Source organism: Inquilinus limosus (assembly GCF_051487185.1).
GTDB lineage: Bacteria > Pseudomonadota > Alphaproteobacteria > DSM-16000 > Inquilinaceae > Inquilinus > Inquilinus limosus_F.
The window spans coordinates 96,752-111,255 of sequence record NZ_JAHVDK010000006.1 but is presented as its reverse complement, the minus strand read 5'-3'; the positions used below and the strand labels follow the sequence as shown (position 1 = coordinate 111,255).

Annotated in this window: 15 protein-coding genes; 12 read left to right on the top strand and 3 right to left on the bottom strand. The window is 69.5% G+C overall.

The annotated features are described in order from the left end of the window. Positions 1-149: 149 nt before the first annotated feature. Positions 150-1,349: an amidohydrolase family protein gene (locus KXR53_RS08725; RefSeq protein ID WP_437374724.1), complete on the bottom strand. Its 1,200-nt coding sequence runs from the start codon at positions 1,347-1,349 to the stop codon at positions 150-152. A gap of 218 nt (positions 1,350-1,567) precedes the next feature. On the opposite strand from KXR53_RS08725, the gene KXR53_RS08720 reads away from it, so the two are divergent. The 4 genes from KXR53_RS08720 to KXR53_RS08705 all read left to right on the top strand — a co-directional run bounded on the left by KXR53_RS08720 (position 1,568) and on the right by KXR53_RS08705 (position 4,651). Then, positions 1,568-2,341 (top strand): ferredoxin--NADP reductase, encoded by a 774-nt coding sequence (locus KXR53_RS08720; RefSeq protein ID WP_437374723.1) that lies wholly within the window; start codon positions 1,568-1,570, stop codon positions 2,339-2,341. A 341-nt stretch (positions 2,342-2,682) separates the two neighbouring features. After that, complete coding sequence (gene hppD / locus KXR53_RS08715; RefSeq protein ID WP_437374722.1) at positions 2,683-3,807, top strand: 4-hydroxyphenylpyruvate dioxygenase; 1,125 nt, start codon at positions 2,683-2,685, stop codon at positions 3,805-3,807. Next, positions 3,804-4,199, top strand: coding sequence for a Rieske (2Fe-2S) protein (locus KXR53_RS08710; RefSeq protein WP_437374721.1), 396 nt, complete (start codon positions 3,804-3,806; stop codon positions 4,197-4,199). The genes hppD and KXR53_RS08710 overlap by 4 nt, the downstream gene beginning before the upstream one ends. A gap of 128 nt (positions 4,200-4,327) precedes the next feature. Then, positions 4,328-4,651, top strand: coding sequence for a MocE family 2Fe-2S type ferredoxin (locus tag KXR53_RS08705; RefSeq protein ID WP_437374720.1), 324 nt, complete (start codon positions 4,328-4,330; stop codon positions 4,649-4,651). Here KXR53_RS08705 and KXR53_RS08700 read toward each other — a convergent pair. Continuing rightward, complete coding sequence (locus KXR53_RS08700) at positions 4,608-5,459, bottom strand: IclR family transcriptional regulator domain-containing protein (protein ID WP_437374719.1); 852 nt, start codon at positions 5,457-5,459, stop codon at positions 4,608-4,610. The genes KXR53_RS08705 and KXR53_RS08700 overlap by 44 nt on opposite strands. 110 nt (positions 5,460-5,569) lie before the next feature. On the opposite strand from KXR53_RS08700, the gene KXR53_RS08695 reads away from it, so the two are divergent. The 8 genes from KXR53_RS08695 (at position 5,570) to KXR53_RS08660 (ending at position 13,196) form a co-directional block, all read left to right on the top strand. Further along, on the top strand, positions 5,570-6,739 hold the full coding sequence (locus KXR53_RS08695; RefSeq protein ID WP_437374718.1) for an ABC transporter substrate-binding protein: 1,170 nt from the start codon (positions 5,570-5,572) through the stop codon (positions 6,737-6,739). Between the two features lie 4 nt (positions 6,740-6,743). Continuing rightward, positions 6,744-7,604 (top strand): branched-chain amino acid ABC transporter permease, encoded by an 861-nt coding sequence (locus KXR53_RS08690; protein WP_437374717.1) that lies wholly within the window; start codon positions 6,744-6,746, stop codon positions 7,602-7,604. Beyond that, positions 7,601-8,611, top strand: coding sequence for a branched-chain amino acid ABC transporter permease (locus KXR53_RS08685; RefSeq protein WP_437374716.1), 1,011 nt, complete (start codon positions 7,601-7,603; stop codon positions 8,609-8,611). Before KXR53_RS08690 ends, KXR53_RS08685 begins: the two co-directional genes overlap by 4 nt. After that, a complete protein-coding gene (locus KXR53_RS08680) occupies positions 8,608-9,360 on the top strand; it encodes an ABC transporter ATP-binding protein (protein ID WP_437374715.1) in 753 nt (250 codons plus the stop codon). The genes KXR53_RS08685 and KXR53_RS08680 overlap by 4 nt, the downstream gene beginning before the upstream one ends. After that, complete coding sequence (locus KXR53_RS08675; RefSeq protein ID WP_437374714.1) at positions 9,353-10,093, top strand: ABC transporter ATP-binding protein; 741 nt, start codon at positions 9,353-9,355, stop codon at positions 10,091-10,093. Before KXR53_RS08680 ends, KXR53_RS08675 begins: the two co-directional genes overlap by 8 nt. Before the next feature lie 16 nt (positions 10,094-10,109). After that, the gene (locus KXR53_RS08670) at positions 10,110-11,210 is read left to right on the top strand and encodes a 5-methyltetrahydropteroyltriglutamate--homocysteine S-methyltransferase (RefSeq protein ID WP_437374713.1); all 1,101 of its coding nucleotides are present in this window, start codon (positions 10,110-10,112) and stop codon (positions 11,208-11,210) included. Positions 11,211-11,412: 202 nt separating this feature from the next. Further along, a complete protein-coding gene (locus tag KXR53_RS08665) occupies positions 11,413-12,138 on the top strand; it encodes an SDR family NAD(P)-dependent oxidoreductase (RefSeq protein ID WP_437374712.1) in 726 nt (241 codons plus the stop codon). Beyond that, the gene (locus tag KXR53_RS08660) at positions 12,135-13,196 is read left to right on the top strand and encodes an S-adenosylmethionine:tRNA ribosyltransferase-isomerase (protein ID WP_437374711.1); all 1,062 of its coding nucleotides are present in this window, start codon (positions 12,135-12,137) and stop codon (positions 13,194-13,196) included. The genes KXR53_RS08665 and KXR53_RS08660 overlap by 4 nt, the downstream gene beginning before the upstream one ends. Here KXR53_RS08660 and KXR53_RS08655 read toward each other — a convergent pair. Next, the gene (locus KXR53_RS08655) at positions 13,193-14,503 is read right to left on the bottom strand and encodes a dihydrolipoamide acetyltransferase family protein (RefSeq protein WP_437374710.1); all 1,311 of its coding nucleotides are present in this window, start codon (positions 14,501-14,503) and stop codon (positions 13,193-13,195) included. The genes KXR53_RS08660 and KXR53_RS08655 overlap by 4 nt on opposite strands. Position 14,504 lies beyond the last annotated feature (1 nt).

The following is a 14,504-nucleotide window of genomic DNA, read 5'->3' as shown; positions in this document are numbered from 1 at the left end:
ATCGATACCAGGGGCCGGAAATATTGAACCGTCATGGCGAGCCCCGAAGGCGCGTGGCCATCCAGCAGCTCCGGCCCTGGATCGCCACGGCGCTTCGCGCCTCGCGATGACGGAAAAGGGCCGGAGAGCCAAACTCGAAGGCGTCGGTATTATCCCTTCACCACCACCGGCACCCGGGTCGCCGGCGGGGTGTTGCGGCTGCGCTGGCTGCGCACCACGCCGTCGATCACGGTCATGCCGACGCCCGGCAGGTCGCCGAGTTGCACGCTCTCCAGCAGCGAGGTGCCGGCGGAGTGCTGGGCGGTGTCGAGGAAGACGAAATCGGCCGACCAGCCGGGCTCGATGATGCCGGCATCGAGCTTGCGCATGCGCGCGGTGTTGCCGGTGGCGAAGCAGAAGGCGGTCTCGGCCGGCACCTCGCCCAGCGAGGACAGCATCGCGACCATCCTGAGGATGCCGAGCGGCTGGACGCCGGAGCCGGCCGGCGCGTCGGTGCCGAGGATCACACGCTCGAGCTGCCCCATCTCCCTGGCCGTGCGCAGGGTGAACAGCGCCGCCCGCTCATTGCCGTTGTGCACCAGCTCCAGCCCGCGGCGGCAGCCTTCGCAGATGCAGCGGATCTGGCCGTCCGGCAGGGCGGTGTGGCCGCCATTGATGTGGCCGACGACGTCGGCATCGGTCTCCAGCACCACATCCTTATCGATCAGGCCGGAGCCGGGGATCGAGGGGCCGCCGGTGTGGATGGTGCTCTGGATCCCGTATTTCCGGGCCCATTCCACCATGCGGCGCGCCGTCGGCCCGTCCTTGACCCCGCCGAGGCCGATCTCGCCGAGCAGGGTGACGCCGGCATCGGCCAGGTCCTTGAAGTCCTGCTCCTCCATCTCCTTCTCGATCACCGGCGCGCCGGCGTGGATCTTCACGCCGGATGGGCGGAAGGCGGAGAAGCTGCGCTGCGCCGTGACCGCCAGGGCCTTGAGGCCGACCACGTCGCGCGGCCGGCCGGGCAGATGCACCTCACCGGCCGAGATCATCGTGGTGACGCCGCCATGCAGGCTGCTGTCGATCCAGCCGATCTGGTTCTGCCGCGGCGTCCAGTCGCCGATCACCGGATGGACATGGCTGTCGATCAGCCCGGGCGCCAACGTCGTGCCGTGGGCGTCGATCAGGGTGGTGGCGCCTTCGGTGTCGACATCCTTCTCGCGCCCGACCGCGGCGATGCGGCCGTCGATCGCGACCACCGTGTCGGCCTCGAGGATCGGCGCCTCCAGCCTGCCGCTCAGCAGCAGGCCGATGTTGCGGATCACCAGCTTGGCCGGGCCGGCCGGCTTCTGCGGCTCGTCATGCGCCATGAGGACGTTCCTTCGTCGTTGCCCCGTTCCGGGGCGCCTCACCTGCCGCGGGCCGTTGACAGAGCGGTCGCCCGCATTTATTGTTAGTATACAAACAAATTATGCCGCAGCAAGGCCGCCTTGCAAATTTCGCCGGAAGAATCTACATGCATCGGCTGGACGCTGGCGAAGCTATTTCCCACATTTTGTGCGTAGTCGTGAGCGGAGGGTGACGAGGCATGAGTAACTTCAATGAGGAGCGCGTTCTCAGCGTCCATCACTGGACCGACACGCTCTTCAGCTTCAGGACGACCCGCAACCCGACGTTCCGGTTCAAGAACGGCCAGTTCACGATGCTCGGGATCGAGGTCGAGGGCAAGCCGCTCCTGCGCGCCTACAGCGTCGTCAGCCCGAACTACGAGGACGGGCTCGAGTTCTTCTCGATCAAGGTGCAGAACGGGCCCCTCACCTCGCGCCTGCAGCACCTGAAGGAAGGCGACCCGGTCATCGTCGGCCGCAAGGCGACGGGGACGCTGGTGCTGGACAACCTCAAGCCCGGCCGCAACCTGTACCTGCTGGGCACCGGCACCGGCCTGGCGCCGTTCCTGAGCCTGATCCGCGATCCCGAGACCTATGAGCGGTTCGAGAAGGTGGTGCTGCTGCATGGCTGCCGCCAGATCGCCGAGCTGGCCTATGGTGAGCTGATCACGCAGGAGCTGCCGCAGGACGAGTTCCTGGGCGAGGAGATCCGCGGCAAGCTGATCTACTACCCGACCGTGACGCGCGAGCCGTTCCGCAACCGCGGCCGGATCACCGACCTGATCGTCTCGAACAAGCTGTTCGAGGATATCGGCCTGCCGCCGCTGGCGGTCGAGCACGACCGCGTCATGCTGTGCGGCAGCCCGCAGATGCTGGCCGACCTCAAGGTGATCCTGGAGGAACGCGGCTTCGTCGAGGGCAATCACGGCGAGCCGGGCGACTACGTGATCGAGAAGGCCTTCGTCGAGAAGTGAACGCCGGCGGCGACGCCGCCGCAGAGAGACAGCAGGGCCGCCGGAGCGATCCGGCGGCCCTTTTTGTTTGCCCTCGCCCTTCCCCTTCATCGTCATCCCCGCGAAAGCGGGGATCTCGTCGAGACTGGGACGAGATCCCGTGTCTGCGCCGCAGCACTGCGTGCCGCGTCGCGCACGGGATGACGAGGATGAAAAGGGCAAAAGAGGAGAATTCGCGCATGGCCAGCGGCCATCATGCAGAAAACGTGCACAACGCACCCTCCCCGCCCCTCGTTTCGCACGGAACGACCATGCGCCCGCTGGTATCATTCCGGTCAGGAACGAACCCCAGGGAGAGCAGCATGGGCCCCTATCCGCACGACGCCCCGCCAGCCGAGATCAGCGAGACCAACCCGATGGCGACGGACGGGTTCGAGTTCGTCGAATACGCCTCGCCCGAGCCGGAGAAGCTGGGCGCGCTGTTCGAGACCATGGGCTTCATCCCGGTGGCTCGGCACAAATCGAAGCGGGTGATGCTGTACCGCCAGGGCGACATCAACTTCATCGTCAATGCCGAGCCCGACAGCTTCGCCAGCGACTTCGCCCGCAGGCACGGCCCCTGCGCCTGCGCCATGGCGTTCCGCGTCGCCGACGCCGACCACGCCTTCAGGCGCGCCGTGTCGCTGGGTGCCAAGCCGGTCGAGACCCGGGTGAATGCGGGCGAGCTGCGGATTCCGGCGATCGAGGGCATCGGCGGCTCGCTGCTGTATCTCGTCGACCGCTACGGCCCGAAGGGCTCGATCTACGAGGTCGATTTCGACTGGATCGGCGAGGCCGAGCCGCACCCTGAGGGGGCCGGCCTCTACTATGTCGACCACCTGACCCACAACGTGCATCGCGGCCAGATGGATGTCTGGGTCGAGTTCTACAGCCGGCTCTTCAACTTCAGGCAGATCCGCTACTTCGACATCAGCGGCAAGCTGACCGGGCTCTACTCCCGCGCCCTGACCAGCCCGGACGGCAAGATCCGCATCCCGATCAACGAGAGCGCGGACGAGAAGAGCCAGATCGAGGAATATCTGCGCGAATACAAGGGCGAGGGCATCCAGCACGTGGCGCTGGGCAGCCGCGACATCTACGCCTCGGTCGCCCAGCTGGCGGAGAACGGCCTGGCCTTCATGCCGGCCCCGCCCGACACCTATTACGAGAAGGTCGACAGCCGCCTGCCCCACCACGGCGAGCCGCTGGAGAAGCTGCGCGAGCTCGGTCTCCTGATCGACGGCGAGGGCGTGGTCGAGGGCGGCCACACCAAGGTGCTGCTGCAGATCTTCTCCCAGACCGTGATTGGCCCGATCTTCTTCGAGTTCATCCAGCGCAAGGGCGACGAGGGCTTCGGCGAGGGCAATTTCCGCGCCCTGTTCGAGAGCATCGAGGAAGACCAGATCCGGCGCGGCGTGCTGTCCGCCGACAGCAGCCACGCGGCGTGACCGACAATCCGTTCGCGCCCGAGGCGGGGCCGGCCTGGCGCCGGCACCCGCATGCCCCGGCGGCGGGGGCGGTCCTGGCCCGCCTGAACGAGATCGAGGATCCGGGCGTGCGGCAGCTCGCCTTCGGCGCCGGCCGCCGCGTCTTCTCGATGCTGCTGGTCCGCCGCGGCGGCATGGTGCGCGCCTTTCTCGACGCCTGCCCGCACGCCTTCCTGCCGCTGACCTGGCGCGGCGGCAGCGTGCTGAGCGCGGACGGGCAGCGCCTCATCTGCTCCAACCACTTCGCCGAATTCGACGCCGAGGACGGCAGCTCCCTCTCCGGACCGGCCGATTGCGGCCTCGACGCCATCCCGGTGCGCGTGGAGGCCAACGGCGTGATCGTGATGGGCTGATGCCAGCCGGGCCGATGACGAACTCTGTCACCCCACGTTGAGGACGATACGGCCTCGGACTAGCTTCCTTGCAAGATCCCCGGACAAGCGGGGGCAGTGCAGGAGGACGCATCGAGGGAGAAGACAGCATGGCCGAGGACGCCTGGATCGACGCCTGCGCGACCGACGACATCGATCGGGAGGAGGTGATCCGCTTCGACCATGGCGGACGCAGCTTCGCCATCTACCGCACCGAGGACGACCGCTATTTCGCGACCGACGCGCTGTGCACGCATGAATATGCGCTCCTCACCGACGGGTTGGTGATGGGCACGATCATCGAATGCCCGCTGCACGGCGGCAGCTTCGATTTCACCACCGGCGAGGCCAAGAGCCCCCCGGTCTGCGTCGACCTGCAGACCTATCCGGTCAAGGTGGAAGGCGGCCGGGTCTATCTCCGGCTCGAGCCATAGGCGGAGACGTCTTACCCCGCTGCACCGCCAGCGCGATCGCCTGCGCCGCCTCCCGCAGCGCCGGCAGGAAGCGTTCGCGCATCTCCTCCGCCCCGACCCGCCCGGCCGGGGCGCTCATGTTGATCGCCAGGTTGCCGGCCGAGATGCCGCCGGGCACCGCGACCGCGATCGATCGCAGCCCGGTCTCCAGCTCCTCCGATACCAGCGCATAGCCGCGGCCGCGCACCTCGGCCACCCGCCCGGTCAGGGCCGCGCGGGTGGTCAGCGTGTGCTCGGTGAACCGCTCCAGCACCGCCGCCTCGAAATAGCGATCGAGCTCGCGCGGATGCAGCGCCGCCAGAAGGGCCTGGCCCATCGAGGTGGCGTGCGCCGGCAGTCGCGTGCCGACCCCGAGGCCGACCGTCATGATCCGGTGCGCCGCCGGCGAGCGGGCGACATAGGTGACCATGGTGCCGTCCAGCATGGCGGCGGAGGCCGATTCGCCCAGCCGGCGCGTCAGCTCAAGCAACGCATCGCGCACCCGTTCCAGCTCGCCCATCCCGGACAGGAAGCTGTGGCCGAGCGACAGGATCGCCGGCGTCAGCTCGAAATGCTTGCCGTCGCTGCGGGCGTAGCCGGCCTCGCACAGGGTCAGGAGGAAGCGCCGTGCCGCGGCTCGGGTCATCCCGGTGCGGAATGCCGCCTCGGTGATGGTCTGCCGCCGGTGGCCCGCGCCGAAGCTGCGGATGATGTCCAGCCCCTTGCGGAACGAGACGACCTGCTCGTCGCGCAGGATGTCCTCCCGGTCTGTTCGTGATGCGAACAACATTATCGCTATGCGCACGAATTCTTGACCGCTTTGGAGCTCCGGCACAAGAGATCAAGGTAGAAAAGGCCGATGGGAAACCTGCCGGTATTCAACAAACGGGGAGGACCAAGATGCATCGACGCCACGTCACCGCAGCGGCCCTGGCCGCCGCCCTGCTGGCGGCCCTGCCGGCCGCGGCGCAGGACACGGTCAGGATCGGCCTGATCCTGCCGATGACCGGCCCCTCCGCCTCCACCGGGCGGGAGATCGAGGCCGCGGCGCGCCTCTACATGCAGCAGAACGGCAGCCAGGTCGCCGGCAAGACGGTCGAGCTGATCGTCAAGGACGACACCGGCACCGCCGACGTCACCAAGCGCCTGGCGCAGGAGCTGGTGGTGAAGGAGAAGGTGTCGGTGCTGGCCGGCTTCGGCCTGACCCCGCTGGCCGCAGCGGCGGCACCGATCGCAACCCAGGCCAAGGTGCCGCAGGTGATCATGGCCGCCGCCACCGCCGTCACCACCGAGGCCTCGCCCTTCATCGTCCGCACCAGCTTCACCCTGCCGCAGGTCACCGTGCCGCTGGCGGATTGGGCCGCCCAGAACGGCATCAAGACCGTGGTCTCGCTGGTCACCGACTACGCCCCCGGCCTGGACGCGCAGAAGGCCTTCGCCGAGCGCTTCGGCAAGGCCGGCGGCCAGGTGGTGGAGCAGCTGCAGGTGCCGCTGCGGAACCCGGATTTCGCGCCCTTCCTGCAGCGCGTCGCCGACGCCAAGCCGGACGCGCTGTTCGTCTTCGTGCCCTCGGGCCAGGGCGCCATCTTCATGAAGCAGTTCGTCGAGCGCGGCCTGGACAAGTCCGGCATCCGCCTGATCGCCACCGGCGACGTCACTGATGACGAGCTCCTGGACAAGATCGGCGACGTGGCGCTGGGCACCATCACCACCCACCACTATTCCGCCGCCCATGACAGCCCGGAGAACAAGGCCTTCGTCCAGGCCTTCCTGGCCGCCAGCGGCGGGATGCGGCCGAACTTCATGGCGGTCGGCGGCTATGACGGCATGCATCTGATCTACGAGGCGCTGAAGAAGACCGGCGGCGCGACCGACGGCCAGGCCCTGGTCGACGCCATGAAGGGCATGAGCTGGACCAGCGTGCGCGGCCCGGTCACGATCGACCCCGAGACCCGCGACATCATCCAGAATGTCTACGTCCGCAAAGTCGAGAAGCGGGACGGCGCCCTGTACAATGTCGAGTTCGCGACCATCGAGGCGGTGAAGGACCCGGTCAAGGCGGCGAAGTAGCCCCATGGCGACGATCCTGTTCGACGGCATCGCCTACGGCATGCTGCTGTTCGTGCTGGCCTGCGGCCTGTCGGTGACGCTGGGGCTGATGAACTTCATCAACCTGGCGCACGGCGCCTTCGCCATGCTCGGCGGCTATGTCACCGCGATCCTGATGAACCGCTGGCAGGTGCCGTTCTTCCTGTGCCTGCCCGCCGCCTTCCTGGCCGCGGCCCTGGCCGGGCTGGTGCTGGAGCGGACGCTGTACCGGCCGCTCTACCGCCGCAGCCATCTCGACCAGGTGCTGTTCTCGATCGGGATCGTGTTCATGGCGGTCGCCGCCGCCGACTATCTGATGGGGTCGGAGCAGCAGATCATCCGGCTGCCCGATTATCTGCGCGGCCGGGTCGAGGTTCTGGGCGTCGGCATCGGCATCTACCGCGCCCTGATCATCGCCATCTGCGGCGTGCTGGTGCTGGTGCTGCAATGGGTGCTGGCCCGCACTCGCTTCGGCAGCCAGCTGCGCGCCGCGGTCGACGACCCGCGCGCCGCCCGGGGCCTGGGCATCCGGGTCGACACCGTCTTCGCCGTCACCTTCGCCGCCGGCTCCGGCCTCGCCGGCCTCGGCGGCGCGCTGGGGGCGGAGATCCTGGGCGTCGACCCGACCTTCCCGCTGAAATACATGATCTACTTCCTGATCGTGGTGACTGTCGGCGGCACCTCCAGCCTGACCGGCCCGTTCCTCGCGGCGCTGCTGCTCGGCATCGCCGATGTCGCCGGCAAGTACTACGTCCCCGCCCTCGGCTCCTTCGTCATCTACACGGTGATGATCGTGGTGCTGATCCTGCGGCCGCAGGGGCTGTTCGCCCGTGGAGGGACCAGGTGACCGCCGCTCCGCTCTCCTCAGAGGCGGCACAGATCCGCCCGGCAGCATCGCGCGCCCGCTGGCGCCTGCCGGAGGCGCTGTTCTGGCTGGCGGCCCTGGCCGCGCTGTTCCTGTTGCCGGACCAGCACCTGATCCTGAACGAGATCGCGATCCTGGCGCTGTTCGCCCTCTCGCTCGATTTGATTCTCGGCTATGCCGGCATCGTCTCGCTCGGCCACGCCGCCTTCCTCGGCCTTGGCGCCTATGTCGCCGGCCTCCTGACCATCCATGTCGACGGCGAGCCCATGCTCGGCCTCATCGCCGCCGCGGCGGCGGGCGCCGTGCTGGGATTCGCCACCGGGTTCCTGGTGCTGCGCGGCTCCGACCTCACCCGCCTCATGGTCACGCTCGGCATCTCGCTGCTCTTGTTCGAGATCGCCAACCAGGCGGCCGGGCTGACCGGCGGGGCCGACGGGCTGAACGGCATGATGGTCGGCCCGATCCTCGGCCTGTTCGAGTTCGACCTGTTCGGCACCACCGCCTATGCCTACAGCCTGGCGGTGCTGTTCGTCCTGTTCCTCTTCGCCCGGCGCCTGGTGCATTCGCCCTTCGGGATGTCGCTCAAGGCGATCCGCGACAACCGGCTGCGCGCCGCCGCAATCGGCGTGCCGGTGGCGCGGCGGCTGATCGGCGTCTACACCCTCTCGGCCGCCTATGCCGCTGTCGCCGGCGCGCTCTTGGCCCAGACAGCGCAGTTCGTCTCGCTCGACGTGTTCGACTTCCACCGCTCGGCCGATGTGCTGCTGGTGCTGGTGATCGGCGGTGCCGGCTATCTCTATGGCGGGCCGATCGGCGCCGTGCTGTTCCGCTTCCTGCAGGACTGGATCGCCGGGATCACGCCGCAATACTGGTCCTTCTGGCTCGGCGCCTTCCTGGTGCTGCTGGTGCTGGTCGGGCGCGACCGGCTGGCGCAGGGCCTGCGCCGGCCCGTCGCCCTTCTCCTTTCCCGCATCGGAGCCGGGCGATGACCGCCGCGCTCGAGACCATCGGCCTGATGAAGCGCTTCGGCGGTCTCGTCGCCACCAACGACGTGTCGCTGCGGCTCGAGGTCGGAGCGCGGCACGCGCTGATCGGCCCGAACGGCGCCGGCAAGACCACCTTCGTCAACCTGCTGACCGGGGTGCTGGCCCCGAGCGGCGGCCGGGTGCTGCTGGGCGGCGAGGACATCACCGGCCTGAAGCCGCATCTCCGCGTCCGGCGCGGCCTGGCCCGCACCTTCCAGATCAACCAGCTGTTCCCGGAGATCACACCGCTCGACACCATCGGCCTCGCCGTGTCCGAGCGCATGGGGCGCGGCGGCGACTGGTGGCGGGTGGCCGGCGGCAAGGCCGAGGTGATGGACGAGATCCTGGCTGTCGCCGAGCGCTTCCGCCTGACCGACGTGCTGCAGGCGAGGACGGCCACCCTGCCCTACGGCAAGCAGCGCCTGTTGGAGATCGCCACCGCCTTCGCCTGCCGGCCGCGCGTCCTGCTGCTGGACGAGCCGGCGGCCGGTGTGCCGGAGGCGGAGCGGCAGGAGTTGCTGACCACCATCGCCGAGCTGCCGCAGGACGTCTCGGTGCTGCTGATCGAGCACGACATGGACCTGGTGTTCAGCTTCGCCGACCGCATCTCGGTGCTGGTCAACGGCGCCCTCCTGACCGAAGGCCCGCCCGATGCCATCGCCGCCGACCCGCAGGTCCGGGCCGTGTATCTGGGAGAGCCGGTGGATGGCTGAGCTGCTGGCGCTCAAGGATCTGGTCGCCGGCTATGGCGAGGCCGTCGTCGTCTCCGGCGTGTCGCTGACTCTGGCCGAGGGCGAGGCGCTGGCCCTGCTGGGCCGCAACGGCACCGGCAAGACCACGCTGCTCAACAGCATCATCGGCGTCACCCGCCGCTTCGGCGGCACCGTCACCCTGGCCGGACGCGACCTGACCCGGGCGCGGCCGGAGGACCGGGCGCTGGCCGGGATTGGCTGGGTGCCGCAGGAGCGCAACATCTTCAAGTCGCTGACGGTCGAGGAGAACATGACCGCGGTGGCGCGGCCCGGCCCCTGGACGCCGGAGCGCGCCTACGCCCTGTTCCCGCGGCTGAAGGAGCGGCGCGGCAACCTGGGCAGCCAGCTGTCGGGCGGCGAGCAGCAGATGCTGGCCATCGCCCGCGCTTTGATGCTGAATCCGAAACTGCTGCTGCTGGACGAGCCGACCGAGGGCCTGGCGCCGATCATCGTCGAGGAGCTGCTGGCCGCGCTGAAGCGGATCCTGCGCGACGAGGGCGTGGCCGCGATCGTGGTCGAGCAGCACGCCCAGAAGATCCTGTCGGTCACCGACCAGGCGGTGATCCTGGAGCGCGGCGCCATCGTCCATGCCGCGCCCAGCGCCGCGCTCAAGGCCGACGAGGCCGCGCTGACCCGCCATCTCGGCGTGACCCGCAAGGGCCCCCGGCTACACGCCCAACCGCCGCACGCCTAACCGAAGGAGGAAATCGATGCTGCGCCAGACCCCGCCCTTCCGCGCCGACATGGTCGGCAGCCTGCTGCGCACCGCCCCCCTGAAGGCCGCCCGCGAGCAGCGCGAGCAGGGCGCGATCACGGCCGGCGAGCTGCGCGCGATCGAGGACCAGGAGATCCGCAAGATCGTGCGCCGGCAGGAGGAGATCGGGCTTCAGGCCGTCACCGACGGCGAGTTCCGCCGCGCCTTCTGGCATTTCGATTTCCTGGAGTATCTCGATGGCGTCGAGGGCTTCTGGGCGGACCACGGCATCCAGTTCCAGGGCGCCCAGGTGAAGCCCAAGGCCGTCCGCGTCGTGGGCAAGCTCGGCTTCTCCGGCCACCCGATGCTGGAGCATTTCCGGTTCCTGAAGGCGAACACCAGCCGGGTGCCGAAGATGACGATCCCGTCGCCCAGCATGCTGCATTACCGCGGCGGGCGGCAGATGATCGATGCCCAGGTCTACCCCGAGATGGAGGGCTTCTACGCCGATCTCGGCCAGGCTTATGCCGGTGCCGTCGCCGCCTTCGCCGACGCGGGCTGCCGCTACCTGCAGCTCGACGACGTCAGCTTCGCCTATCTCTGCGACCCGGAGCAGCGGCGCATGCTGGCCGAGCGCGGCGACGACCCGGTGAAGCAGCCGGAGATCTATGCCGGCATAATCAACGCCGCGATCGCGGGCCGGCCGTCGGACATGGTGATCAGCATGCATCTCTGCCGCGGCAATTTCCGCTCCACCTTCATCGCCTCGGGCGGCTACGAGCCGGTGGCGGAACTGCTGTTCAACGGCATCGGCGTCGACGCCTATTTCATGGAATGGGATACCGAGCGTGCCGGCGGCTTCGAGCCGCTGCGCTTCCTGCCCAAGGGCAAGACCGTGGTGCTGGGCCTCGTCACCTCCAAGACCGGCACCTTGGAGAAGAAGGACGACATCAAGCGTCGGATCGACGAGGCGGCGAAGTTCGTCGACCTCGACCAGCTCTGCCTCAGCCCGCAATGCGGCTTCGCCAGCACCGAGGAGGGCAACATCCTGGCCGAGGACGAGCAATGGGCGAAGCTGGCGATGATCGTGGAGATCGCAAGGGAGGTGTGGGGGTAGGGCTGCCCCTTCTTCGTCATGGCGAGGAGGCGAAGCCGACGTGGCCATCCAGGAGGGCGGTGCCGCTGGATGGCCACGCCCCTTCGGGGCTCGCCATGACGGCCTTGCCGAATTGACAAAGTCTTTCCTTGCAAAATCCCCTTGACCTAAACCTGACTTGAACTTGTATCGATGGAAGCTCCGGACGAGAAGAGCATCCATCATGCCTATCGACACCGATCTGAGGCGGCTGCGCGTGGCGGTCACCGGCGGCACCTCCGGCCTCGGGCTGGCGCTGGTCCGACTCTTGACCGCGATGGGCGCGCGGGTCGCCTTCGTCGCCCGCGGCGCCGAGGCCGTGGGCCGCACCGCCCGGGAGACGGGCGCCCAGGGCATCGTCGGCGATGTCGGGCGCAAGGAGGACATCCACCCGATCGCGCTGCAGATCACGGCCGGGCTCGGCGGGCTCGATGTGCTGGTCAACAATGCCTCCAGCCTCGGCCCGGTCCCGCTCGCGCTTCTGGCCGACACCGAATGCGAGGAGCTGGAGCAGGCGCTGGCGGTCAATCTGGTCGGGCCGTTCCGGCTGACCAAGGCGCTGTTCGGCGCCCTCGCCGCCTCCGCCCGCGAGGGGCGCGGCGCTGTGGTGATCAACATCTCCAGCGACGCCGCGATCAACGCCTATGCCGGCTGGGGCGCCTACAGCGCCAGCAAGGCGGCGCTGCGCCACCTGACCGCGATCTGGGCCGAGGAGACCAAGGCCGAGGGCGTGCGCTTCCTGTCGATCGATCCCGGCGACATGGACACGCCGCTGCACGCGCTCGCCGTGCCGGATGCGGACCCGGCGACGCTGAAGATGCCCGAGGCCTCCGCCGCGGAGATCGTGCAGGCCGTGCTGGCCGCCCTGCCGGGCCGCGCCGCCGAGCAGCGGGTCGGAGGGGCCGCATGATCGCCGCCGACTGCCCCGACCGGCCTGCCGCCCGGCTCTGCGCCGTCGATGCCGACGGCCGGACGCGGCATCTGCCGCGCGCGGCGCTGGCGACGCTGCTGTCCCCGGGCGACCTGGTCGTCGCCAACGACGCCGCGACCCTGCCGGCGAGCCTGTCCGGCCTGCACGCCGCCAGCGGCGGGCCGATCGAGGTGCGGCTGGCCGGCTGGGTCGCGCCCGGCGACCCGACCCGCTTCGCCGCCATCGTCTTCGGCGCCGGCGACCACCGCATCCGCACCGAGGACCGGCCGGCGCCGCCGTCCCTATCGGCGGGCGATCACCTCTCGCTCGGGCCGCTGAACGCCGTGGTCGAGCGCCGCCTCGGTCATCCGCGGCTGGTCCGGCTGCGCTTCCTCGGCCGCCGAGAGGACATCCTGGCCGGGCTGGCGCGGCACGGCCGGCCGATCCAGTACGCGCATGTGCCGGAGCCGCTGGCGCTGTGGGATGTCTGGACTTGTATCGCCGCCGCCCCGGTGGCGTTCGAGCCGCCCTCGGCCGGCTTCGTGCTGGACTGGACGCTGCTCGCCGCCTGGCGCCGTCGCGGCATCGACTTCGCCACGCTGACCCATGCCGCCGGCATCTCCTCGACCGGCGACCCGGCGCTCGACCGCCGCCTGCCCTTCGACGAGCCGTACCGGATCCCGGAGCGGACCGCGGCGGCGATCGCCCGGACGAAAGCCAAAGGCGGCCGCATCGTCGCCATCGGCACCACCGTGGTCCGTGCCCTCGAAGCCGCGGCCGAGGCGGACGGCACGATCCGCGCCGGCGACGGGATCGCGACCAACCGGATCGGGCCCGGCACCCGGCTGCGCGTAGCCGACGCGATCCTCACCGGGATGCACCAGCCGGGCGAGAGCCATTTCGAGCTGCTGCGCGCCTTCGCCCCGGACAAGGTGCTGGATGGGCTGTCGGCTGCCCTCGCCACCGAGGGCTATCGCGGCCACGAATTCGGCGACGTGATGCTGCTGGAGCGGCAGGCTCGTGAAGCGGGATCGATCGCAACCGCTTGCGTCGCCTAGGCTGCCGGCCAGGCCTCGATCGTCTCGACGAAGCGGGTCAGCCAGGCGTTGGTCTGGGCACCGTCGAGGGCGCGGTGGTCGATGGTCAGCGAGACATAGGCCATCGGCCGGATCAGCATCGCGTCGGCGCCGCTCACCTCACGCACCACCACCCGCTTCTCGACCTTGCCGACGCCGAGGATGGCGACCTGCGGCTGGTTGATGATGATCGGCGCCGCGAGGAGCGAGCCCGAGACGCCGTGGTTCGAGATGGTGAAGGTGCCGCCCTGCACGTCGGCCGGCGCCAGCTTGCCGGCCCGGGCCAGCGCCGTCGCCTCCTGCAGCCGCGCGGCGATGCCGAGCAGCGACAGCGACTGCGCCCGGTGCACCACCGGCACGACAAGCCCCTTGTCGCCCAGCGCCGTGCCGATGCCGATGTTGATGTCGTCGAACACCTCCAGCGCATCGTCGTGCCAGCGGCTGTTGACCGTGGGCACCGCCCTCATCGCCGCGACGCAGGCCTGGACCAGATAGGCGGTGACGGTCAGGGCCACGCCCTGGCGCTCGAATGCCGTCTTATGCGCTTGGCGATGCGCCAACACGGCGCCGAAATCCGCCTCGAAGACGGCGGTGACATGCGGCGCCGTGGCGACGGAATGCGCCATGTGCTCGGCGATCCGCCGGCGCATGGCGTCGTGAGGAATGCGGTGCGACCGGAGGGCCGTGCTGGGACTCGGTTTCGCTTCAGCCTGCCGGCGGGCGACCTCCTGCTCGACATCCTGGCGGGTCAGCCGCCCGTCCTTGCCGCTGCCGGCCAGCCCGGCGGGATCGAGCCTGGTCTCGACCAGCAGCTTGCGCACCGAGGGCGACAGCCGCAGCGCCGGGTCGAAATCGGCGATGGAGCGCTCCCCCGAAAGGATATCTGCGTTGCCTCTCCCGCTTGCGGGAGAGGTCGGAGCCGCGCCAGCGGCTCCGGGTGAGGGCCCTTTGTCGAGGCCGGTGCCAGCCCTCACCCGGTCGTCCTGCGGACGCCCGACCTCTCCCGCCCCGCGGGAGAGGTCACGCGACGGTTCGTGCAGAGCAACTCGCCCCAGCACCGCGCCTGGCGCCGCGTCCTGCCCGACCGGGACCAGGATCTCCGCCAGGGTGCCGGAGGCCGGGGCCGGGACCTCGACCGTGACCTTGTCGGTCTCCAGCTCGACCAGCGGGTCGCCTTCGCGCACCGTGTCGCCGACGGCGGCGAGCCAGCCCCGCACCGCCGCCTTGCTGCCCTCCTGCTGGACCGGCGCGACCACATCGACCGGTCCAGCTTCTATCGTGTCGGCCATG